Raw genomic sequence first — 22,325 nt, 5'->3', positions numbered from 1 at the left:
TTCGGCGAAGCCTCTAGGCCAGCGCGTGCCCCGTCGTGGCGTCCACGTGGTCCGGGACCGCCTCGTGACGGTCGCCGACCGTGAAGGTGCCGGTGGGTTCGAACATGAGGATCGTCGTGGGGACCGGGGCGTACGGCTTGTGTTCGGTGCCGCGCGGAACCGTGAAGACGCTGCCCTTCGGCAGGACGACCGTGCGCTCGCCCGCCGCCTCGCGCAGGCCGATGTGGAATTCGCCGTCGAGGACGAGGAAGAACTCGTCGGTGTGGTCGTGGACGTGCCAGACGTGCTCGCCCTCGACCTTGGCGACGCGGACGTCGTAGTCGTTGACGGCGGTGACGATGCGGGGACTCCACTGCTCGGAGAAGGAGGCCAGAGCGTGGGCGAGGGAGACGGGTTCCTTGGTCATGAGGGAATCCTGCGGGGTTCCGCCCGTCCCGCACGAGTGCTAGGAATCGCACATGCCGCAAGGATCCTCGCAGGCGCAGTCTGCGCACCGGGTCGCCGTGATCGTCGACGAGGGCACCAACCCCTTCGAGGTCGGCGTGGCCACCGAGCTGTTCGGGCTGCCTCGACCCGAGCTGGGTCTGCCGGGGCCGTTGTACGAGGTGACGTTGTGCGGGCCCACCCCGGAGGTCCGGATGAACCACGGCTTCTTCACGCTCACCGGCCTCCCGGGCCTGGACACGGTGGACCGAACGGACACGCTTCTCGTGCCTGGCCGGCCGGACAACGTCGTACCGCGCGGCCCCGACGTGCTCGACGCGATCCGGCGCGCACACACGCGAGGCGCCCGGGTCGTGAGCTTCTGCACCGGCACCTTCGCTCTCGCCGAGGCCGGGCTGCTGGACGGGAGGCGGGCATCGACGCACTGGCGCTGGGCGGACTCGTTCCGCCGGCTGCACCCGAAGGTACTGCTGGAGCCGGACGTGCTGTTCGTGGACGAGGGCGACATCCTCACGGCCGCCGGCAGCGCGGCGGCGCTCGATCTCGGGCTCTACATCTGGCGGCGTGATCACGGCGCGGAGATCGCCAACCACGTCTCCCGTCGGCTGGTGTTCGCCGCGCACCGGGACGGCGGGCAGCGGCAGTTCGTGGAGCGGCCGGTGCCGGAGGTCCGGGACGAGTCGCTGGCCCCGCTGCTGGCATGGGCGCAGGAGCGGCTGGGCGATCCGCTGACGGTGGCGGACCTGGCCGCACGCGCGCGTGTCAGCCCCGCCACGCTGCACCGGCGCTTCCGCGCCCAGCTCGGGACGACCCCGCTCGCGTGGCTCACGGGGGAGCGCGTGGCGCTGGCCTGCCGGCTGATCGAGCGGGGCGAGGAGCGGCTGGACGTGGTGGCGGCCCGGAGCGGGCTCGGTACGGCCGCCAACCTGCGCACGCGCCTGCGGCGGGCGACCGGCCTCAGCCCGTCGGCCTACAGACGGCGTTTCGGACCGGGCGGCGGGGAAGCCCTGGTGTCATGAGATTCCTCGTGTACGACCGGCTCCTCGGCTTCGGTGACGACTACTGGATCGAGGACGAGCACGGCAGCAAGGTGTTCCTCGTCGACGGCAAGGCCCTGCGGCTGCGGGACACCTGGGAACTGAAGGACACCCAGGGGCGCGTCCTCGTCGACATCCACCAGAAGATGCTCGCCCTGCGCGACACCATGGTGCTCCAGCGGAGCGGGGAGCCGCTGGCGACGATCCGCCGCAAGCGGCTGTCGCTGCTGCGCAACCACTACCGGGTGTCCCTGGCCGACGGCAACGAGCTGGACGTCAGCGGCAAGATCCTCGACCGGGAGTTCGCCGTCGAGTACGACGGGGAGCTGCTCGCGGTGATCTCCCGGCGGCGGCTGACCGTACGGGACACCTACGGTGTGGACGTCGTCCGCGAGGACGCGGATCCGGCGCTGCTGATCGCGGTGGCCGTGTGTGTGATCCACCTGGCGGAGAAGGAACGGGAGGACTGAGAGCGCCGGTCAGGGCCTGCGCGGCGGCCGGAGTCCCAGCATCCGGTCCTTCAGCGCCGGGAACTGCTCCCGGGTCGCCGCGACCTTCCCCGGGTCGAACTCCACCGTGAGGACCTCCTCGCCGGCACCGGCCTGAGCCAGCACCTCGCCCCACGGGTCGACCACGATCGAGTGACCTGCCTGGGGAACTCCGGCGTGCGTCCCGGCCGTTGCGCAGGCGAGGAGGAACGACTGGTTCTCGACGGCCCGTGCCTGGGCCAGCAGCGTCCAGTGGGACCGGCGGCGCTCCGGCCAGCCCGCCGACACCACGAGCGTCTCGGCACCGGCGTCGACGAGACCGCGGAAGAGCTCGGGGAAGCGGAGGTCGTAGCAGGTGGACAGGCCCAGGGTCGTCTCGGGCAGACGCACCGTCACCAGTTCCGTGCCCGCGCCCATCAGCACGGCCTCGCCCTTGTCGAAGCCGAAGCGGTGGATCTTGCGGTAGGCGGCGGCCAGATCCCCAGAGGGGGAGAAGACGAGGGAGGTGTTGTAGAGCGGTCCGTCAGGGTCGCGTTCCGGGATGGAACCGGCGTGCAGCCACACACCCGCGTCGCTCGCGGCCTTCGCCATCGCCTCGTACGTCGGCCCCTCGAGCGGCTCGGCCTCGCGCCCGAACTCCTCGTAGGCGAAGGCACCCGTGGTCCACAGCTCCGGCAGGACGACGAGGTCGGCCCCGGCCTGCTCACGGACCGACGCCGCCACGCGTCGGCGGCGCGCTTCGACCGATTCGTCCTCGTTTACGGCGATCTGGATCACAGAGGCGCGCACACTACCACCGTCCTGGCATTCGAGCCGTCCACTCGGGCCTACGATCGTCACACGAAAGCACTGCCGGGGTGCCTCACAGCAGCGTAACTTAGCTCGCAAGACGCCCGCCGACAGCCGCCACCTCCCACTGGCAACGCCGCCACCACCTGCCCGTGACCGAACCGCCGAGGGGTCCCGTTCCGTGAGTCTGCATCCCACCCTCCAGCCCTACGCCGACGCCTGGACCCACTCCATCGAAGCGATATCCGAGCTGCTCCAGCCGCTCCCGGAGGCCGAGTGGAACCGGCGGACGCCGTGCCCGGGGTGGTCGGTGCGGGACGTGGTCTCCCATGTCATCGGCCTGGACTGCGAGATGCTCGGCGACCCGCGGCCCATCCACAGCCTCCCGCGCGACCTCTTCCACGTCACCAACGAGCACCAGCGCTACATGGAGATGCAGGTCGACGTCCGCCGCCACCACACGGCGCCGGAGATGACCTCCGAGCTCGAGTACGTGATCATCCGCCGCAACCGGCAGCTGCGGAACGAGTCGCGCGACCCGGGCACGAAGGTGCGGGGGCCGCTCGGCAGCGAGCTCACCCTCGAGGAGTCGATGCGGCGGCACGCGTTCGACGTGTGGGTGCACGAGCAGGACCTGCGCACGGCCCTCGGCCGGCCCGGCAACCTCGACTCCCCCGGCGCGCTGGTCGCCCGTGACGTGCTGCTCGGCGAACTCCCCCGCGTGGTCGCCGAGGACGCGCAGGCGCCGCGCAGTTCGGCGATCGTCTTCGACGTGCACGGGCCCGTGGAGTTCCTGCGCACGATCCGCGTCGACATCCAGGGCCGCGGCACCCTGGAAACGGCTCCGGCCCTCGGTCCCGCCGCGACCCTCACGCTCGACTGGGAGACGTACGTCCGCCTGGCCTGCGGCCGCGTGACCGCGGAGTCGGTGTCCGACCGGCTGAAGACGGAGGGCGACCCGGACCTGACGGCGGCGATCCTCAACCACTTCAGGGTGACGCAGTAGGGACGACTCGACCCAGCTGCGGGCATGCGCAGCCGCCCCTCTGCGGGCATGCGAGCCGCCCAGGGCGGCGCCCGTCCCAAGGAGAGCGGCACCCCGCGACGCCGGGCTGCGGACCCACCCGGCCCCAGCGCCCACCTCCAGGGCCCGAAAACCCCATGCCGTCGCCCCACCCCGGCCCCTACCGTCCTGGGCATGACCACACCACCCCACCGCACCCGCCTCACCTTCCACGGCCCGCTCTCCGAGACCCGCGCAGACGCCCTCGTACGCCGCCTCACCCGCCACCACCCCACGACGGTCCTGGACATCGGCTGCGGCTCGGGCGAGCTGATGCTCCGCGTCCTGGCCACCGCGCCGGAGGCGACCGGCACCGGCATCGACCTGGACACCGACGACCTGGCCCGAGGACGCAAGGCCGCCGCTGACCGCGGACTGGCGTCCCGAGCCCGCTTCCTGGAGGAGTCCGCCACCGGAACCACCCGCGGCCCCGCCGACCTCGTGCTGTGCGTGGGGTCGAGCCAGGCCCTCGGCGACCGGCTCCCCGAGGCGCTCGGAGAACTCCGCCGCCTGGTCACCGACCACGGCCGCGTCCTGCTGGGCGAGGGCTTCTGGCAGCGCACCCCGACCCCCGACGAACTGTCCCGCATGTGGCCGGACGCGGCCGTCACCGACCACCACGACCTCGCGACGCTCATCGACCTGGCGATCGAGGCCCGGTTCCGGCCGGAGTGGACGGAGACCGCGAGCCTCGACGAGTGGGAGGAGTTCGAGTCGGGGTACCTCGCGGACACCGAGGTGTGGCTCGCCGAGCACCCCCGTCACCCCTTGGCGGAGGAGACACGGCAGCGCGTCGACCGGCACCGCGCCCGGTGGCTCGCCTACCGCGGCGTCCTCGGCCTCGCGTACCTCACCCTCGTGCCGACCGCCTGACGGACGTCACGCGGGCACGTGCACCGTCTCCACCCGGCTGGCCACCAGCCGCTCCCGTTCCCGCCGTGCCGCCTGCCCGCGCAGCCGCAGGATCTGGGAGACGCCGACGGCCTGGAGGACGAACACCACCGAGAAGGCCAGGGAGTAGTCGTCGCCGGTGGCGTCCAGGAGCACACCGATCGCGAACAGCGTGGTCATGGAGGCGACGAAGCCGCCCATGTTGGTGATGCCGGAGGCGGTGCCCTGCCGTTCGGGCGGGTTGGCCGGGCGGGCGAAGTCGAAGCCGATCATCGACGCGGGTCCGCAGGCCCCGAGCACCGCGCACAGCACGATCAGCAGCCACATCGGGGCGTGCGGGCCCGGGTAGGCGAGCGTCACCGCCCAGAGGACCGCCGTCGTGCCGACCGTGCCGAGGGCGAGCGGCAGCCGCGCGCCGTGGTGCCGGGCGACGATCTGGCCGTAGACCAGGCCGACCACCATGTTCGACAGGACGACGAGCGTGAGGAGTTCGCCGGCCACCGCACGGGACAGCCCCTGTGCCTCGACGAGGAACGGCAGGCCCCACAGCAGCAGGAACACCATCGCCGGGAACTGGGTGGTGAAGTGCACCCAGAGGCCGAGCCGGGTCCCGGGCTCCCGCCAGGAGGCGGCGATCTGCCGTCGTACGTAGGCCGCGCCCTGGTGCGGGAGGGGCTCGGGCTCGTGGCCCTCCGGATGGTCCTTGAGGAACAGCAGCACCAGGACGAGCACCACGGCACCGGCCGCCGCGCTGCCGGCGAACGCCGCCGTCCAGCCGATGCCGTGCAGCAGCCGGGCCAGGACGAGCGTGGAGACCAGGTTGCCCGCCATGCCGACCAGGCCCGCGAACTGGGCGACCAGCGGACCGCGGCGGGCCGGGAACCAACGGCTGCCGAGGCGCAGCACGCTGATGAACGTGAGGGCGTCACCACAGCCGAGCAGCGCCCGGGAGGCGAGGGCGGTGCCGTACGAGGGGGAGAAGGCGAAGCCCAGCTGTCCGGCGGTGAACAGGACCGCGCCGAGCGCCAGCACCTTCTTGGTGCCGAGCCGGTCGACCAGCAGACCGACGGGGATCTGCATGCCCGCGTAGACCAGCAGCTGGAGGATGGAGAAGGTGGAGAGGGCGGAGGCGTTCACGTGGAAGCGGTCGGCGGCGTCGAGGCCGGCCACGCCCAGGGACGTGCGGAAGATGACCGCGACGAAGTAGACGGAGACGCCCGTGCCCCAGACGGCCAGGGCGCGGCGGCCGCCGGGCGGGTCGCCGGGTATCGCGACGGCGCTCATCGGACCTCCCCCCGGGCCAGGTGGGAGAACCAGCCGATGTGCCGGTGGACGAGGCCGACGGCCGTCTCCGCGTCGTGGGAGCGCAGCGCTTCGAGGATCTCCTCGTGCTCGGCGAGGGTTTTGGCGATGCGGTCCGGGTGGGAGTGCATGACGGCGACGCCCATCCGCAACTGGCGGTCGCGCAGCTGGTCGTAGAGGCGGGAGAGGATCTCGTTGCCGCCGCTGCGGACGATCTCGGCGTGGAAGCAGCGGTCGGTGACGGCGGCCCCGGCGAGGTCCCCGGCGGCGGCCTGCTTCTTCTGCCGGGCCAGCAGCTCCTCCAGGCGCTCGATGAGCCCGGCGGGCGCGGGTACGGCCTTGCGCGCCGCGTGCTCCTCGACGAGCAGCCGGGTCTCGACGACGTCGGCGATCTCCTGCGCGGAGACGGGCAGGACGAGGGCGCCCTTCTTCGGGTAGAGCCGGATCAGCCCTTCGACCTCCAGCCGGAGCAGCGCCTCGCGGACCGGTGTGCGGGAGACGCCCACGGCTTCGGCGAGCTCGCCCTCGGTGAGGAGGGTGCCGCCCTCGTAGCGGCGCTCCAGGACGCCCTGTTTGACATGGGCGTAGACGCGATCGGCGGCGGGCGGTTGCTTCACGGCCAAGGTCATGCGGACAGCATAGATACAACAGGTACGCATGAAGAGATACGTCCAGTATGCGGACTTGTATGTCACACATCTGTGGCAAAGCGGGGGTCCGGCTCGGCAACAGCACAACCTCGTGTGCTAGTTACGAGTCAGACACGTGCGGCCCCTTTCCCCTCGTCCTAACTCGGCCGCACCGTTGGGGCATTCGACGCAATCGGGGTACTTCAGTTGATAACCGGCATTAAGGGCACTCGTCTCCGCAGAGCCGCGGCCGTCGCCGTCACCACCGGCGCCATGCTCGCGACCGGTGCCCTCACCGTCGCGCCGGCGCAGGCCGCCTCGGCGCCCTCCATCGCCGCCAAGGGCGGCTACGTGATGAACAACGCGACCGGCAAGTCGCTCTACACCAAGGCGGCCGACACCCGCCGCTCGACCGGTTCGACCACCAAGATCATGACCGCACTGGTGGTGCTGAAGCAGTCGAACCTGAACATGGACAGCAAGGTCACGATCCAGAAGGCGTACAGCGACTACATCGTCGACAACAACTACGCGTCCAACGCGAAGCTGATCGTCGGCGACAAGGTCACCGTCCGCCAGCTGCTGTACGGGCTGATGCTGCCGTCCGGCTGCGACGCCGCGTACGCGCTCGCCGACAAGTTCGGCTCGGGCTCGACGCGTTCGGCGCGCGTGAAGTCGTTCATCGGCAAGATGAACACCACCGCCAAGAGCCTGGGTCTGAAGAACACCCACTTCGACTCGTTCGACGGCATCGGCCACGGCGCCAACTACTCGACGCCGCGCGACCTGACGAAGCTCGCCAGCGCCGCGATGAAGAACTCCTCGTTCCGCACGGTCGTCAAGACGAAGAAGTACACGGCGAAGACGACCACCAAGTCCGGCGGCACGCGGACGATGGCGCCGTGGGAGAACACCAACCCGCTGCTCGGCAGCTACAGCGGCGCGATCGGCGTGAAGACCGGATCCGGCCCGGAGGCGAAGTACTGCCTGGTCTTCGCCGCCACCCGCAGCGGCAAGACGGTCATCGGCACGGTGCTCGCCTCGACCGGCCTGGACGCCCGCAAGTCGGACGCCACGAAGCTGCTCAACTACGGCTTCAGCAGGTAGGACGCGAGCAGGACGACCAAGGGGGCTCCGCCGCGCACCGCGGCGGAGCCCCCTTCGTCGTACGACGGCCGGACGGGGGTCGTACGATGGTCATACAGTGATCATGCGACGGTGCGCTGACGGCGCTCCAGGGCCCGGGCCGCCTTGCGCCGCCCGCCCGACAGCACGTTCACCGGGGAGCCCGCACCCGCGCCCGGCTCCAGCTGCCATCCGCGGATCCGCGCCGCGACCCGGACCAGCCTCTCGTCACCCGGCTGTACGTCGACGCCGAACAGCGACTCGTCGGGCGTACGGTCGTCGCCGCCCCAGCGGACCACGCCGTCGAGCTCGACGAGGATGTCGCGGATCACGACCTCCTGCTGCGGGAAGAAGCCGCCCCGGGCGCCGCGCGGGTAGGAGCCGGGCCGGATCCGCACGGCCGTGCCGGACGCCAGATTGGACTCGGGCCCGCTCCTGGCGAGGCCGGCGGGGGCGTGCCATCCGACGACGTCGCCCCGGCGCAGCGCGTCGACCTCGTAGTGGAACCGGCGCACCAGGTGGACGAGGACGGTCTCCACGTCGCCCAACCGCACGGCGACGCCCTGGAGCGGAGTGCCGGGGACGGGGCGGGTGTAGACGGTGCCGCCGTCGTCGGCGACGTTCTCCATCTCCCAGCCGTTGTGGGAGCGCGAGCCCGCCAGCACGCGCCGGGTCCGGTCCTGCGCGCTGCGCAGGGCGTCCCGTACGCGGGCCGGGATGGGGTTGTTCGCGTCGGCGTACGCCTGGGACAGGAAATGGGACAGGGGCAGGGCGGCGACGCCCACGGCACCGCCGACGGCGGCGATCCGGCCGAGCAGCGCACGGCGGGACAGGACGCGGCGGTGCGCGGCGCCGGGCGCCGGTGATCTGCGGGGCACGCGGGGGAGGTTGAGCTTCAACGGAGTCTCTTCCTGAAGTTCTCGGCGCACACGCACTCAGGCGTTGCGCACGATGCTGTTGTACTTCTCGAAGATCTGGTAGACGGCCATGCTCTGGTGCGTCTGGGACTCCACGTCGGGGTCCCAGGCCCGGTAGCGGCGCAGGAGTTCGGTGATCTCGAACTCGGCGAGGTCGAGGCGCATGGACCGCGGGGTGATGACGCGGTCGCCGGGGGGCAGTTGGCCGCCGGGCCTGCCCCGGGTGCCCCACAGGTGGATCAGGGCCGCGGTGCGCACACTGAACGCGTTGTCCTTGTTCAGCTGCTGCCACACCGTCCACAGGTCGGCGTCCTTGGCCGGGTCGCGGTGCTCGCCGGTGGCGAAGCCCCAGCCGATGCAGTGGTTCCAGGCCTGGATGGCGTCGCTCGCGCTGATCTCGCCGATGCCGGTGTGCGAGTCCCGGACGGAGCCGGAGCCCGTGAGGTGGTGGTCGGCCACCTGCCGGTCGGTGGACTGGCCGGCGAGGTCGTGGTCGCGCATGGCCCAGTAGACGGCCGTCTGGATCAGCGCCTTGCGCATGGTGTACGTCGTCGACAGCTCGGTGATCAGCCCGTCCTGGTCCTGGATCGCCGCGACGGCCTGCGCGTTGGTGTAGAGCCGTGCGTCGCTGCCGATGCCTCCGGCGTCCGGGCGGCCGATCGACTGCATGTAACGCGAGAGGTCGGCCCGCAGCGCGGGGACCTGGCGCGCGTCGAGGGCGACGTCCGGGACGGCGGGCCGCGGCCGGTCGAACGCGCCCTGCCCGGTGTCCCGCCCCGAGGCGATGTCGGCGTCGATGTCGAGCTGCCCGTCACCGGAGCCGAGGGTGCGGATGGCGAACTGGTCGTAGGCCCAGTCCCGCGGCAGCGGGTGCCCGGCGTTGCCCTCGAAGCCCGCGGACAGGTCGGCGACGAAGCTCGCGGTCGAGTAGCCGGCCGCCCCGACCCGCGCGCACACCTCGCGGGACCCGTAGACGCCGATCTCGTACGGGTGGCCGGAGTCCGCCATCGCCTCCTTGACGCCCTTGAAGTGCGGCAGGACGTTCGTGGTGATCTCGGCGTCGATCGCGTCGAAGTCGACGGCGAAGAAGATCCGGGCCCCGCGGCGGAAACCGTGGTCGCGGGCGGCGTTGACCGCCGCGTACCCGGCGGTCCGCCCGGCGACGTAGTCGAAGTCCGAGGCGTCGTTGTTGACGGTCTGATAGATCGGGAAGCAGCGCAGCCCCTGCTGGGCGATGATGGCGAGCTCGCCCGGCTGGATGGCCTTCTCCGGCAGGGAGGTGGCGCTCGGGTTGGTGAGGTACCGGCCGACATACGCGATCCCGGCCGCCTTGAGCGATGCCGCCCGGGCCGGGGTGACCTTCGCGATGGTGTCGCAGGCCTTGGCGGGGCGGGACTGGTCGCCGAAGGACGCGAGCAGGGAGGCGAAGGTGGCGAAGTCGCCCTCTCCCGTGGCCGGGAGCGCGACGAAGGTCTGGAAGGCCCGGACGGCGGCGGCGAGGGAGGAGTCGAAGGCGTCGGTGAGGGCCGCGGGCCGCCGGCCCAGGACCATCCCGGCGGAGAACAGCTGGACGAAGACGCCCTTGTCGCCCTGCTTCACCGGATGCGACTTCAGGCCCGACTGGGTACCGGGCCCGAAGGTGCCGTTGGCGGTGCCGTCCGCCATGCCCAGCTCGTACTGCACGCCGAACAGGAGCGCTTTGACGGTGTCCCTGGACACCAGCCCGTCGCAGGCGGTGGCGTAGAAGTCCTGCCGGCTCAGGTAACGGCCGTTGAGCCACTGCTGGACGGCCCTGGCCTGTCCGGTGCCCGAGGCGGCGGGGACGTACGCGTCCCTCGTCAGCAGCGCCTTGACCAGCTTGGGCGTCAGACCGGTGCCCGGCAGGACCTGTTCGACGCCCATGTCGGTCTTCAGCCGGGTGACGGCCGCCCGCACCCGGGTGCCGTAGGTGCCGTCGAGGTCGCCGCCGTCGTAGCCCTTGCAGTACAGGCCGGACTGGAGGATGCGGCAGAAGTCGGGCGAGGGGACGGTGTCCGCGTCGAGCTCGGGGTACTTGGCCGTCAGGGTGCCGAGCGTGGTGGGGCCGAAACTGTCGGAGAGCGCTGTGATGCCCAGCTCGTACTGCAGGGCACGGGTCAGTGCGTACATGGTCGCCCAGTCGGCCTCGCCGCTCTCCTGCACGGTCGTGCCGATACGGCTGCCGTAGACGGAGTTCACGAACCTCTGGGCCTTGAGCACCATCGCGTCGCGCATGAAGAGTGATCGTATGTCCGGTGAAACCGCTTACTGTGGGGTACTCGGGCAGATCCCGGGCGCTTCTTGTGCTCCTCGCACCACCGGCGGTTAACCCTGCGGGCAGACGCCGGCGGCCCCCCGCCCGCAGGGGCAGGGGGCCGCCGCAGTCGGCTCACGCCCAGGTGATCAGGCGCTTCGGCTGCTCCAGGATCGCCGCCACGTCGGCCAGCACCTTCGAGCCCAGCTCGCCGTCGACCAGGCGGTGGTCGAACGACAGCGCCAGGGTGGTGACCTGACGGGGCTTCACCTTGCCCTTGTGGACCCAGGGCTGCGGCTTGATCGCGCCGACCGCGAGGATCGCGGACTCGCCCGGATTGAGGATCGGCGTGCCCGTGTCGACGCCGAAGACGCCGACGTTGGTGATCGTCACCGTGCCGCCCTGCATCGCCGCCGGGGACGTCTTGCCGTCCCTGGCCGTCGACACCAGCTCGCCCAGCGACTCGGCCAGCTGCGGCAGCGTCTTGGCGTGCGCGTCCTTGATGTTCGGCACGATCAGACCGCGCGGGGTCGCGGCCGCGATGCCCAGGTTCACATAGTGCTTGACCACGATCTCCTGAGCGGCCTCGTCCCAGGACGCGTTGACGTCCGGGTTGCGGCGGATCGCGACCAGCAGCGCCTTGGCGATCAGCAGCAGGGGGTTCACGCGCAGGCCCGCGAACTCCTTGTCCGCCTTCAGCTCCTCGACCAGCTTCATCGTGCGCGTGACGTCGACCGTCACGAACTCGGTGACATGCGGCGCGGTGAACGCCGAGCCGACCATCGCCGCCGCCGTCGCCTTGCGGACACCCTTGACCGGGATGCGGGTCTCGCGCGCGGTGTCGTAGGACGCCGGGACCGCGGCCGGGGCGGACGCGACCGACGGCTCGGGGGCCGGCGGGACGGCGGCGGCGACCGCCGCGTGCACGTCCTCGCGGGTGATGATGCCGTCCGGGCCGGTCGGGACGACCGTCGTCAGGTCGACGCCCAGGTCCTTGGCCAGCTTGCGGACGGGGGGCTTGGCCAGCGGGCGGTCCGGGCCGGCCGGGGCGGCCTGAGCCGCGGCGGAGGCCGGCTCCGGGGCCGTCGGCGCGTGGCCGTTCAGCTCCGTCCGGATCGCCGTCGAGGCCTGCTGGACCGGGACCTCCGGGCCCTTGCGGGGGCGGCGGCGGGTGGACGAGGTCGCCACCCCGTAGCCCACCAGGACCGGCTGGCGGCCCGAGCCCACGGCCTTCGGCTCCTCGGCGGGCGCGGCCGCCGCGGGCTGCGCGGCGGCGGGCTGCGCGGCGGCGGGCTGCGCGGCGGATGGCGCGGGTGCGGCGCTGCCGCCGCCCACGTCCACCGAGATGATCGCCGTGCCCACGTCGACCGTGGTGCCCTCGGGGAAGTGCAGGTCCCGGACCACGCCGTCGTACGGGATGGGCAGCTCGACGGCCGCCTTCGCCGTCTCGACCTCGCAGACCACCTGGCCGTCGGTGACCGTGTCACCGGGCTGGACGTACCACTTGAGGATCTCGGCCTCGGTGAGTCCCTCGCCCACGTCGGGCATCTTGAACTCGCGCACGGACGCTTCCGTCATCGTCGTCACGACCCTCTCCTCAGTACGCCAGCGAGCGGTCGACGGCGTCCAGTACCCGGTCCAGGTTCGGCAGGTACTCCTCCTCAAGGCGGGCCGGCGGGTACGGCGCGTGGTAGCCGCCGACCCGGAGCACCGGGGCCTCCAGGTGGTAGAAGCTGCGCTCCGTGATCCGCGCGGCGATCTCCGCGCCCGACCCGAAGAACACCGGGGCCTCGTGGACGACGACCAGGCGGCGCGTCTTCTCCACCGAGGCCTGGATCGAGTCGAAGTCGATCGGGGAGACCGAGCGCAGGTCCAGGACCTCCAGGTTCTTGCCCTCCTCGGCGGCCGCGTCGGCGACCTCCTGGCAGAGCTTCACCATCGGGCCGTAGGCGGCCAGGGTCAGGTCGGTGCCCTCGCGGACCACCTGGGCCTTGTGCAGCGGACCCGGGATCGCCTCCGCGTTGACCTCGCCCTTGTCCCAGTAGCGGCGCTTGGGTTCGAAGAAGATCACCGGGTCGTCGCTCTGGATGGCCTGCTGCATCATCCAGTACGCGTCCGACGCGTTCGACGGGCTGACCACCTTCAGGCCCGCCACGTGCGCGAAGAGCGACTCGGGGGACTCCGAGTGGTGCTCGACCGCGCCGATGCCGCCGCCGTAGGGGATGCGCACGACGACCGGGAGCTTGACCTTGCCCAGCGAGCGGGCATGCATCTTCGCGAGCTGCGTGACGATCTGGTCGTACGCCGGGAAGACGAAGCCGTCGAACTGGATCTCCACCACCGGGCGGTAGCCGCGCAGGGCCAGGCCGATCGCCGTGCCGACGATGCCCGACTCGGCGAGCGGGGTGTCGATGACGCGGCTCTCGCCGAAGTCCTTCTGCAGGCCGTCCGTCACCCGGAAGACGCCGCCGAGCTTGCCGACGTCCTCGCCCATGATCAGGACCTTGGGGTCGGACTCCAGGGCGCGGCGCAGCGACTCGTTGATCGCTTTGGCCAGTGCCATCTTGTCGGCCATCTCAGTTACCCCCCTCGTCGGCGAACGACGCCTGGTACGCGGCGAACTGGGCGCGCTCCTCGTCGACGAGCGCGTGTCCGTCCGCGTAGGCGTTCTCGAAGATCGCGAAGTGGTCCGGGTCCGGCATGGCACGGACCGCCTCGCGCACTCGTTTGCCCAACGCCTCGGACTCGGCCTCCAGTTCCGCGAAGAATCCCTCGTCCGCGTGGTTTGAGGCCTCCAGGTACCGGCGCAGGCGCAGGATCGGGTCCTTGGCCTCCCAGGCCTGGCGCTCCTCGTCGCCCCGGTAGCGGGTCGGGTCGTCGGAGGTGGTGTGGGCGCCCATGCGGTAGGTGAACGCCTCGACGAGGGTCGGGCCCTCGCCGCCGCGGGCCCGCTCCAGGGCCCACCGGGTGACCGCGAGGACACCGAGCACGTCGTTGCCGTCCACCCGGACGCCCGGGAAGCCGAAGCCCTGGGCGCGCTGGTAGATCGGCACGCGGGACTGCTTCTCGGTCGGCTCGGAGATGGCCCACTGGTTGTTCTGGCAGAAGAACACGACCGGGGCGTTGTAGACCGCGGAGAAGGTGAAGGACTCGGCCACGTCGCCCTGGCTGGAGGCGCCGTCGCCGAAGTACGCGATCACCGCGCTGTCGGCGCCATCCTTGGCGACGCCCATCGCGTAGCCGGTGGCGTGCAGCGTCTGGGAGCCGATGACGATCGTGTACAGCTGGAAGTTGTTGCTGTTGGGGTCCCAGCCGCCGTTGTTCACCCCGCGGAACATGCCCAGCAGGTTGGCCGGGTCGACGCCGCGGCACCAGGCCACGCCGTGCTCGCGGTAGGTCGGGAAGACGTAGTCGTCCTCCCGGGTGGCCCGGCCCGACCCGATCTGGGCGGCCTCCTGGCCGAGCAGCGACGCCCACAGGCCCAGCTCGCCCTGGCGCTGCAGGGAGGTGGCCTCGGCGTCGAAGCGACGGGTGAGCACCATGTCGCGGTAGAGGCCGCGGAGCTCTTCCGGGGTGATGCCGGCGACGTACTTGTCGTACTCGGCGTTCTTGACGCGCTTGCCCTCGGGCGTCAGCAGCTGCACGAGCTGGGGCTCGGTGCCGGCGTCCTTCTTGGCGGTCGTGCGGGTGCGCTTGGTGCCGGTGGTGCCGGCCTTGCTTCCGGCGCTGCGTCGCGGTGTGCGCGCGGCAGTGCTCTCCACGGTCACGTGTGCTCCTCCGTCGGTCCGACCCCCGGGGTTGCCGGTAGGCCAGTGCGGCTCACCTGTTCTCGGCCCACGGGACACGGGGTGGGTGCCACTCGGCCGGGAACAGGCGTGACAGGTGCCCCGGCGAGCGCCCTGCAGAAAGCACGTTACCCAGTGCGCCACATTTCTGTGAAACCCTCTCTGACCTGCGATTTTGCTTGGATATCCAAGTAAATCGGGAAGGCGGTGAAGGGGCCCTGGTCACAGCCTTGCAGGAGGCCGGAGCAACCGCACGTTAACCCGGTGACCCAGGTCACGGGAAGAGTCCACTTTTCGGCGCGCCCAAAACGGCACGCGCGTGCGGGTCCCGTTCCCGGGCCCCACACGCGCGTGGATCATGCCTGTGAGCTGGGGGAGGTCAGCCTTCGCCGCCGCCCGCGCCTCCGACGACGCCCTCCGTGGTGCCACCGTCGACACCGCCCGTGTCGCCGGTCGGCGTGCCCGGGTCCGTGGGCTCCTCGTCCGTCGGCTCGCCGGTCGGCTCCGCCGTGGTCGGCTCGCCCGTCGGCTCGCCGGTGGGCGTCTGCGGAGCGCTCTGCGACGGGGTGTAGGAGGGCGAGTAGGACGGCGTCCAGTTGCCGTTTCCGTTGCCCGTGCCGGTGCCGTCGTCCGTGGACGTGTCGGTCGGCTCGCCGGTGTCCTCGTCGCTCGGCGTCTCGCTGGGCGTCTTCTTCTCGGTCGTCTGCGAGGTGGTCGGCGACTGCTTCTTGCTCGGGTCGTCCGTGCCGCCGCCGGTGTTCTGCAGGGCGAGCGCGACGCCCGCGGCGACGGCGATCACCGCGAGCACGGCCAGGATCCACAGCTTGCCGCGGCCGCTGCCCTTGTTGCCGTGGCCCTCGAAGCCGCCGTCGTCCCCGCCGCCGTAGCCGCCGGGCAGGATTGGTGAGGGGATCTGCGTGGTACCGGAGGCGTCCCCGGGGTGGCCCATCACGGCCGTGCCGGCGAAGCCGCCCGACGGGGTGTGCCGGCCGTCGTGCATGTCGACCGGGCCGGTGTTCCAGGTGCCGGTGTGGCCGCCCTGGTCGTAGAGCATCTGGAGCGCGTACTGGACCAGCCCGCGCATCTCCTCGGCCGTCTGGAAGCGGTCGTCGGGCTCCTTGGCGAGGGAGCGCATGACCAGGCCGTCCAGCTCCGGCGGGCAGGCGTCGGACGCCTCGGACGGGGGCGTCGGGATGTCCTGGACGTGCTGGTAGACCACGGACAGCGGGGTCTCGCCGGTGAACGGCGGGCGCAGCGAGAGGAGTTCGTAGAGCAGGCAGCCCGTGGCGTACAGGTCGGAGCGGTGGTCGACGGCCTTGCCGAGGGCCTGCTCGGGGGAGAGGTACTGCGGGGTGCCCATGACCATGCCGGTCTGCGTCATCGTGGTGGACGCGCCGTGCAGGGCGCGGGCGATGCCGAAGTCCATCACCTTCACGGCGCCGTTGTGCGTGATGATGACGTTGGCGGGCTTGATGTCGCGGTGCACGATGCCGTGCTGGTGCGAGTAGGCGAGCGCCTCCAGGACGCCCGAGACGATGATCAGCGCCTGCTCGGGGCCGGGGGCCTCCGCGTTCAGCAGCAGGTCGCGGATGGTGCGGCCCTCGACGATCTCCATGACGATGTACGGCACGGACTGGCCGCCGACGAAGTCCTCGCCGGAGTCGTACACGGCGACGATCGAGTGGTGGTTGAGACCGGCCACCGACTGGGCCTCGCGCGTGAAGCGCGCCTTGGACACCGGGTCCTCGGCGAGGTCGGAGCGGAGCAGCTTGACCGCGACGGTGCGTCCGAGACGGACGTCCTCGGCTGCGAACACCTCGGCCATGCCGCCCCGGCCGAGTCTGCGGGTCAGCCGGTACCGGCCGTCCCCGACCAGCCCGCCGTTACCCCAGAGCTCCGGCGCGTCCGACATGCCGCCGCCAGACGCCTCGGGGTCGGACGGGCCCTGAGCGGCCTGCTGCTGTGCCATCAGTCCTCGCCGTCGTTTCTGCCCGCGGTGCGCGCGGTGTTGTTACGGTCTCCGTCGGCCACGCTACAGCCTCCGCGCAAGCCTCCGGTCCGGGAAGGGGCACCGGGACCGGCACGAGACGGACCGGCCATGAAACCTTCACTCCTTACTGTCGTGCAAATTCCGTGTGCCGGCCGTACGCCCCCTGTAACGCTTCCGCGACGCTTCTTTCGCGTACGGTCACGGAACGGGCACCGAGCTTGACGTGTCGGTGCCCTGGGGCAGACTTGGCCGGGAATGGCGGTTTGGATCAACGACGGATCAGCGACAGTCGGCGGCGCCTGCAGGGGCTACGGGGGACAGGGAACATGAGCCAGGACGGCGCACAGGGCCAGTACACGGGGCGGGCGCTCGCCAGTGGCCGCTATCAGTTGCGCGACCTCCTCGGCCAGGGCGGCATGGCCTCGGTGCACCTCGCGTACGACAGCGTGCTCGACCGGCAGGTCGCCATCAAGACACTTCACACGGACCTCGGACGGGAACAGGCCTTCCGCGAGCGGTTCCGCCGCGAGGCCCAGTCCGTGGCCAAGCTCACGCACACCAACATCGTGTCGGTCTTCGACACCGGCGAGGACACCCTCGACGGCATGACGACGCCGTACATCGTCATGGAGTACGTCGAGGGCCGCCCGCTCGGCTCGGTGCTCGACGAGGACGTGCGGCAGCAGGGCGCGATGCCGGCCGACAAGGCGCTGAAGATCACGGCGGACGTGCTGGCCGCGCTGGAGATCAGCCACGAGATGGGCCTGGTCCACCGCGACATCAAGCCGGGCAACGTGATGATGACCAAGCGGGCCGTGGTCAAGGTCATGGACTTCGGCATCGCCCGCGCCATGCAGTCCGGCGTGACGTCGATGACACAGACCGGCATGGTCGTCGGCACCCCGCAGTACCTCTCGCCGGAGCAGGCCCTCGGCCGCGGTGTGGACGCCCGCTCCGACCTGTACTCGGTCGGCATCATGCTGTTCCAACTGGTCACCGGGCGGCTGCCGTTCGAGGCGGACTCGCCGCTGGCCATCGCGTACGCGCACGTGCAGGAGGAGCCGCCGGTTCCGTCCTCGATCAACCGCTCGCTGCCCCCGGCCGTGGACGCGCTGATCGCCCGTGCGCTGAAGAAGAACCCGAACGAGCGTTTCCCCAGTGCCGAGGCCATGCGCGACGAATGCCTGCGGGTGGCGGCGTCCTTCAACGCCGCGCCGCCGAGCATCGTGCCGGGCACCCAGGCCCCGAGCGGCGCGGGCGTCGGCTCGGCCGTGTTCCCGCCGGTCGACCAGGCGACCCCGACGCCGTCGGGCCCGGTCCAGACGCCGTACCAGCCGACCCCGCCCCCGAACCCGTACGGCACGCCCGCCCCGACGGGGCCGTCCCCGGCGTACGGCTATCCGCAGCAGGGCGGCTACCAGACGCCGTCCCCGGCGGCGTACTCCCCGCAGCCCGGCCCGTCGACGCCGCCGCCGTACAACCTGACGCCCCAGACCGCGGTGGCCTCCTCCGGCGGCGGCAGGAACAACAAGCCGGTGATCATCGGCTCGATCATCGTGTCGGTCGTCGCCGTCGGCGGCCTCGTCACAGCACTGCTGCTGAACGGCGGCGGCGAGGACGACAAGGGCGGCGGCGGCAGCAGCGCGAGTGCGTCGGCCTCCGCGGAGAAGAAGCCCGGCTACCGCGGGCCGGACACCACGAAGACGATCGACACCGAGGAGTGCACGGAGCCGCAGGAGTCGTACAACGACCCCGACAAGATCCGGATCCCGGACTTCAAGTTCAAGAACATCAAGTCGGTCAAGGCCTGTCTCCAGGCGGCCGGCTGGGAACTGAACGAGAAGAAGGTCGACGAGAACACCTACGGCGACGGCACGGTCATGAACCAGTTCCCGTCCGCCGACACGGACGTCGACCCGGAGGACATGCCCGAGATCGAGCTCAGCGTCTCGACGGGCAACCCGCCCTCCTGACGTCCCCGGACGCACAGGGGCCCGGCAGCGTCGGCTGCCGGGCCCTTCGTTCTGTGCGGACTGCGGACATCCGCGGGTCGTGGCCTGCGGACGTCTCCAGGTGCGGCCTGCGGACGACTACAGGTAGGGGCCGCCCGTCCGGCCGCCCGGGTGCTGCTCGTCGAGGCCGTCACCGACCCCCGGCGGGAGGGCGCGGCGCATCTGCTCCAGCTGGGCGCGGGCCGCCATCTGCTGGGCGAACAGCGTCGTCTGGATCCCGTGGAAGAGCCCCTCCAGCCACCCGACCAGCTGGGCCTGCGCGATGCGCAGCTCCGAGTCGCTGGGGGTCGCCTCGTCCGTGAAGGGCAAGGAGAGCCGCTCCAGCTCCTCGACCAGCTCGGGCGCCAGACCGTCCTCCAGCTCCTTCACCGAGCTGGCGTGGATGTCCTTGAGCCGCACCCGGCTGGCCTCGTCCAGGGGAGCCGCGCGCACTTCCTCCAGCAGCTGCTTGATCATGCTGCCGATCCGCATGACCTTCGCGGGCTGCTCCACCTGTTCCGTGACCGGGGTCTCGCGGGAGTCCTCGTCTCCGCTGCCGCCACCGAGCGCCATGCCGTCCTGGCCCACGACCAGGATCTGCGGGTTCTCCGGCGACCTTTCGTTCCTCGGCATCTCCATGCCGCCATTCTCTCGCACGCCTGCACCTCACCTCCGTGGTGCCCCCCAGGGAGGTTGATCCACCACGCCGGAGGAGACGAGTCGGTCAGGCTTCGGGTTGCTCCCCGTCGGGCGGTTCCTCCTCGCGGGTGAAACGGAGCAGGCGGGCCTCGCAGTGGTCCAGCCAGCGGACCTCGGCCTCGGCCTGGAAGACGAGCTGCTCCAGGACGAGCAGCCGGGCCATCTCCTCGGGGTGCTCCGGCGCGCGGGCCAGGGCCTCGGCACGCTGCCGCACATGGTCGTGCAGGGCCCGCGCCACGTGCCGCCGCTGTGCCTCGACGACCTCCCGTACGTCGACGCCGTCCGCGCCGAGTGCCATCACCAGCTTGATCGCCAGCTCGTCGCGCGGCGGGTCGGCCCGTTCGACGGGGCGGTCGTACCAGGCACGGAGCTCGGCCCGGCCGGCCTCGGTGAGCGCGTACAGCGTCCGCCCGGCGGCGTCGACGTCGTCCTGGGCGACCATGCCGTCCCGTTCCAGGCGGCCGAGCGTCGTGTAGACCTGCCCGATGTTCAGCGGCCAGATGCCGCCGGTGCGGGTCACGAAGTCGGTGCGCAGACGGGAGCCGTAGCGGGGGCCGGCCGCCAGGAGGGCCAGCAGCCCGTGACGTATCGACATAACCGGATTGTGCAGCGATTCCGCCCCGTCGGCCGAACCCGGAGTGCCGGGATCCGGGGGCGGTGTGAGGCTGATTGCCTGGATATGACCGAACTTGCCGTATCTGCCCCACCGGGCAGGCGGCGGGAGGGGGTCACCCACGTGACTCCATGGCTACGCGCACTGCGGGCGGCGGGACTGGTGCTCGCCCTGGGGGCCGGCGCGGTCGTCTCACCCTACGGTTCCGTCCCGTCCCACGGGGCTGCCCTCGCGTACGACGAGGAGGGGGCGGCAGAGGAGGGGACGGCGGCGGAGGGGGCGGCGGAGGAGGGGGCGGCGGACGAGGACACGGGGTCCGGACACACCACGGCCCGGACGCCCAAGCCCACCCTGTCGGCCCCTACGCGTCCGACGGCACCGTCGTCCCGGTCCACCCCGTCCCCCCGGGCAGCGGGGTCGTCCCGGCCCGCTCCGCCGCCCCTGGCGGCCCCGTCGGCACGGGCGGCTTCGTCGACCCCGTCCGCGGTGGCGGCCCCTTCCGCCGCCGATGAGCCCTCGCGGGCCGGGAGCCGGCCCGGGGAGGGCCGGGTGCGGCCGGGACGGCCGGAGGACGCCGGGGAGAAGCCGGGCGTCGCGGACGCCACGGCCGTCCCGGAGGAGCCGTGGGAGACCGCCCCCGAGCCCTCCGCCCCGGCGGAGCAGCCCGTCCGAGAGGCGGCGACAGCCGAGCGCCCCACCGGCCAGGTCCTGCGCATCCTGCCCCTGGGCAGCGGCCTGCTCCTGATCGGCCTGGGCCTGGCCTTCTTCGCGCTGCGGCTGCGGCGGGTCTAGGGGCGGGGTCGGGCGTTTGCGGTGGTGGTGAGGCCGCCGCCGTGAGCCACCTGCCTCCGGGGCGGGTCGGGCGCTTCGCCGAGGACGGTGAGGTCATCGCCGGGCAGGGCGGGCGCTTCGCGGTGCGCCGGGCTGGCGCCGCGGGCCGTCTGCCGCCGAGGCAGGTCAAGGGCTTCGCCAACCGCGGTGGGACTGCCGCCCGCCGTGAGCCGCGCCTCCCGCCGGGGCGGTGTTGCTGCCGCCGGCCGGGGGCGCCGCGCTGCCCGGCTGGTGGTGGTGTCGGCGCCGGGGGAGGCCTGCACCGGGCTGCGGCCCCCGCCGGATCGCAGCGAGCCCGGGGGCGAGGTCCTGCCGATGTCGGGCTGCCCCGGGCCCGCCGCACCCCGGCCGGAACGGGGTGCAGCCGCCCCGGCCAGAAGGGTGCAGCCGGCCCGGCCCGGCCAGGAGGGTGCGGCCGGCCCGGCCAGAAGGGTCAGGCGGTGTTCGGGGCGATCAGGAGGACCTTGCCGACGTGGCCGCTCTCCTCCACCACGCGGTGCGCGGCGGCGGCCTCCGGCATCGGGAGCTCGCGGTCGACGACCGGGCGCAGGTGGCCGCCGGTGAACAGCGGCCAGACGTGTTCGCGGACGGCGGCGACGATGGCCGCCTTCTCCTCCAGGGGGCGGGCGCGCAGGGACGTCGCGCTGATGGCGGCGCGCTTGGCCAGCAGGGCGCCGATGTTCAGCTCGCCCTTCACGCCGCCCTGCATGCCGATGATCGCGAGCCGGCCGTTGACGGCCAGGGCCTTGACGTTGCGCTCCAGGTACTTGGCGCCCATGTTGTCGAGGATGACATCGGCCCCGGCGCCGTCCGTCGCCTTCCTGACCTCCTCGACGAAGTCCTGCTCGCGGTAGTTGACCAGGATGTCGGCGCCCAGCTCGGCGCACCGCTGGAGCTTCTCCTTCGTACCGGCCGTCACGGCCACCCGCGCACCCACCGCCTTGGCGAGCTGGATGGCCATGGTGCCGATGCCGCTGGAGCCGCCGTGCACGAGGAGCGTCTCGCCGGGCCGCAGGTGGGCAACCATGAAGACGTTCGACCAGACGGTGCAGGCCACCTCGGGCAGCGCCGCGGCCTGCGTCAGGCCGACCCCGTCGGGCACCGGCAGCAGCTGCCCGGCCGGCACGGCCACCTTCTCGGCGTAACCGCCGCCGGAGAGCAGCGCGCACACCTCGTCGCCGACGTTCCAGCCCGGGACGCCGGTGCCGATCGCGGCGATCCGTCCGGAGCACTCCAGGCCGGGATAGGGGGACGCTCCGGGCGGGGGTTCGTAGAAGCCCTGCCGCTGCAGGATGTCGGCCCGGTTGACGGCACCGGCCGCCACCTCGACCAGGACCTCGCCCTCGCCGGGCACGGGGTCCGGGACCTCGTCCCAGACCAGCGCCTCGGGCCCACCAGGTTCGGGAATCGTGATCGCATGCATGCAAGGGACCGTACCCCTCGGTCCCCGGACGGAGTC

Annotated in this window: 20 protein-coding genes; 7 read left to right on the top strand and 13 right to left on the bottom strand. The window is 71.9% G+C overall.

The window, feature by feature from the left end:
• Positions 1 to 13 precede the first annotated feature (13 nt).
• Positions 14 to 406: a cupin domain-containing protein gene (locus tag IE153_RS17340; protein WP_189590564.1), complete on the bottom strand. Its 393-nt coding sequence runs from the start codon at positions 404 to 406 to the stop codon at positions 14 to 16.
• Between the two features lie 52 nt (positions 407 to 458).
• On the opposite strand from IE153_RS17340, the gene IE153_RS17335 reads away from it, so the two are divergent.
• Both IE153_RS17335 and IE153_RS17330 read left to right on the top strand, forming a co-directional pair.
• Entirely contained in the window at positions 459 to 1,463 is a 1,005-nt protein-coding gene (locus IE153_RS17335; RefSeq protein ID WP_189590563.1) for a GlxA family transcriptional regulator, read from the top strand.
• Positions 1,460 to 1,951 (top strand): LURP-one-related/scramblase family protein, encoded by a 492-nt coding sequence (locus tag IE153_RS17330; protein ID WP_189590562.1) that lies wholly within the window; start codon positions 1,460 to 1,462, stop codon positions 1,949 to 1,951. The genes IE153_RS17335 and IE153_RS17330 overlap by 4 nt, the downstream gene beginning before the upstream one ends.
• 9 nt (positions 1,952 to 1,960) lie before the next feature.
• On the opposite strand, the gene IE153_RS17325 is transcribed toward IE153_RS17330, so the two are convergent.
• On the bottom strand, positions 1,961 to 2,758 hold the full coding sequence (locus IE153_RS17325) for a carbon-nitrogen family hydrolase (RefSeq protein ID WP_189590561.1): 798 nt from the start codon (positions 2,756 to 2,758) through the stop codon (positions 1,961 to 1,963).
• A 181-nt stretch (positions 2,759 to 2,939) separates the two neighbouring features.
• On the opposite strand from IE153_RS17325, the gene IE153_RS17320 reads away from it, so the two are divergent.
• Both IE153_RS17320 and IE153_RS17315 read left to right on the top strand, forming a co-directional pair.
• The gene (locus IE153_RS17320; protein WP_189590560.1) at positions 2,940 to 3,764 is read left to right on the top strand and encodes a maleylpyruvate isomerase family mycothiol-dependent enzyme; all 825 of its coding nucleotides are present in this window, start codon (positions 2,940 to 2,942) and stop codon (positions 3,762 to 3,764) included.
• Positions 3,765 to 3,956: 192 nt separating this feature from the next.
• Complete coding sequence (locus tag IE153_RS17315; protein WP_189590559.1) at positions 3,957 to 4,694, top strand: SAM-dependent methyltransferase; 738 nt, start codon at positions 3,957 to 3,959, stop codon at positions 4,692 to 4,694.
• A 6-nt stretch (positions 4,695 to 4,700) separates the two neighbouring features.
• Here IE153_RS17315 and IE153_RS17310 read toward each other — a convergent pair whose 3' ends face one another.
• Together IE153_RS17310 and IE153_RS17305 are read right to left on the bottom strand one after the other, a co-directional pair.
• Positions 4,701 to 5,996, bottom strand: a complete 1,296-nt coding sequence (locus IE153_RS17310; protein WP_189590558.1) for an MFS transporter — start codon at positions 5,994 to 5,996, stop codon at positions 4,701 to 4,703.
• On the bottom strand, positions 5,993 to 6,643 hold the full coding sequence (locus tag IE153_RS17305) for a GntR family transcriptional regulator (protein ID WP_031110740.1): 651 nt from the start codon (positions 6,641 to 6,643) through the stop codon (positions 5,993 to 5,995). The genes IE153_RS17310 and IE153_RS17305 overlap by 4 nt, the downstream gene beginning before the upstream one ends.
• 207 nt (positions 6,644 to 6,850) lie before the next feature.
• Between IE153_RS17305 and IE153_RS17300 the strand changes: the two genes are divergently transcribed.
• Positions 6,851 to 7,750 (top strand): D-alanyl-D-alanine carboxypeptidase family protein, encoded by a 900-nt coding sequence (locus tag IE153_RS17300; protein ID WP_189590557.1) that lies wholly within the window; start codon positions 6,851 to 6,853, stop codon positions 7,748 to 7,750.
• Positions 7,751 to 7,851: 101 nt separating this feature from the next.
• On the opposite strand, the gene IE153_RS17295 is transcribed toward IE153_RS17300, so the two are convergent.
• From IE153_RS17295 to IE153_RS17270, 6 genes are all read right to left on the bottom strand, one after another.
• Positions 7,852 to 8,646, bottom strand: a complete 795-nt coding sequence (locus tag IE153_RS17295; RefSeq protein ID WP_229829023.1) for a twin-arginine translocation signal domain-containing protein — start codon at positions 8,644 to 8,646, stop codon at positions 7,852 to 7,854.
• A gap of 57 nt (positions 8,647 to 8,703) precedes the next feature.
• On the bottom strand, positions 8,704 to 10,938 hold the full coding sequence (locus tag IE153_RS17290; RefSeq protein ID WP_189590556.1) for a glycoside hydrolase domain-containing protein: 2,235 nt from the start codon (positions 10,936 to 10,938) through the stop codon (positions 8,704 to 8,706).
• A gap of 154 nt (positions 10,939 to 11,092) precedes the next feature.
• Positions 11,093 to 12,544 carry a dihydrolipoamide acetyltransferase family protein gene (locus IE153_RS17285; protein WP_189590555.1) on the bottom strand — a complete coding sequence of 484 codons (1,452 nt, stop codon included), beginning with the start codon at positions 12,542 to 12,544 and terminating at the stop codon, positions 11,093 to 11,095.
• A 10-nt stretch (positions 12,545 to 12,554) separates the two neighbouring features.
• Entirely contained in the window at positions 12,555 to 13,532 is a 978-nt protein-coding gene (locus tag IE153_RS17280) for an alpha-ketoacid dehydrogenase subunit beta (protein ID WP_031109371.1), read from the bottom strand.
• Position 13,533: 1 nt separating this feature from the next.
• Positions 13,534 to 14,724, bottom strand: coding sequence for a pyruvate dehydrogenase (acetyl-transferring) E1 component subunit alpha (pdhA, locus tag IE153_RS17275; RefSeq protein WP_030846844.1), 1,191 nt, complete (start codon positions 14,722 to 14,724; stop codon positions 13,534 to 13,536).
• 397 nt (positions 14,725 to 15,121) lie between these two features.
• Entirely contained in the window at positions 15,122 to 16,711 is a 1,590-nt protein-coding gene (locus tag IE153_RS17270; protein ID WP_189590554.1) for a protein kinase domain-containing protein, read from the bottom strand.
• A gap of 347 nt (positions 16,712 to 17,058) precedes the next feature.
• Here IE153_RS17270 and IE153_RS17265 point away from each other — a divergent pair, with 347 nt between their 5' ends.
• Positions 17,059 to 18,705, top strand: coding sequence for a protein kinase domain-containing protein (locus IE153_RS17265; protein ID WP_189590553.1), 1,647 nt, complete (start codon positions 17,059 to 17,061; stop codon positions 18,703 to 18,705).
• A 117-nt stretch (positions 18,706 to 18,822) separates the two neighbouring features.
• Here the strand turns inward: IE153_RS17265 and IE153_RS17260 are convergent, their stop codons facing one another.
• Both IE153_RS17260 and IE153_RS17255 read right to left on the bottom strand, forming a co-directional pair.
• Positions 18,823 to 19,362 (bottom strand): bacterial proteasome activator family protein, encoded by a 540-nt coding sequence (locus IE153_RS17260; protein ID WP_031109377.1) that lies wholly within the window; start codon positions 19,360 to 19,362, stop codon positions 18,823 to 18,825.
• An 85-nt stretch (positions 19,363 to 19,447) separates the two neighbouring features.
• On the bottom strand, positions 19,448 to 20,017 hold the full coding sequence (locus IE153_RS17255; protein ID WP_189590552.1) for a PadR family transcriptional regulator: 570 nt from the start codon (positions 20,015 to 20,017) through the stop codon (positions 19,448 to 19,450).
• A gap of 141 nt (positions 20,018 to 20,158) precedes the next feature.
• Here IE153_RS17255 and IE153_RS17250 point away from each other — a divergent pair, with 141 nt between their 5' ends.
• Complete coding sequence (locus tag IE153_RS17250; protein WP_189590551.1) at positions 20,159 to 20,827, top strand: hypothetical protein; 669 nt, start codon at positions 20,159 to 20,161, stop codon at positions 20,825 to 20,827.
• A 472-nt stretch (positions 20,828 to 21,299) separates the two neighbouring features.
• On the opposite strand, the gene IE153_RS17245 is transcribed toward IE153_RS17250, so the two are convergent.
• Positions 21,300 to 22,289: an NAD(P)H-quinone oxidoreductase gene (locus tag IE153_RS17245; RefSeq protein ID WP_189590550.1), complete on the bottom strand. Its 990-nt coding sequence runs from the start codon at positions 22,287 to 22,289 to the stop codon at positions 21,300 to 21,302.
• Positions 22,290 to 22,325 lie beyond the last annotated feature (36 nt).

It is taken from the genome of Streptomyces massasporeus, assembly GCF_014648995.1.
Taxonomy (GTDB): domain Bacteria; phylum Actinomycetota; class Actinomycetes; order Streptomycetales; family Streptomycetaceae; genus Streptomyces; species Streptomyces massasporeus.
This window is presented reverse-complemented; position numbering and strand designations above follow the sequence as displayed.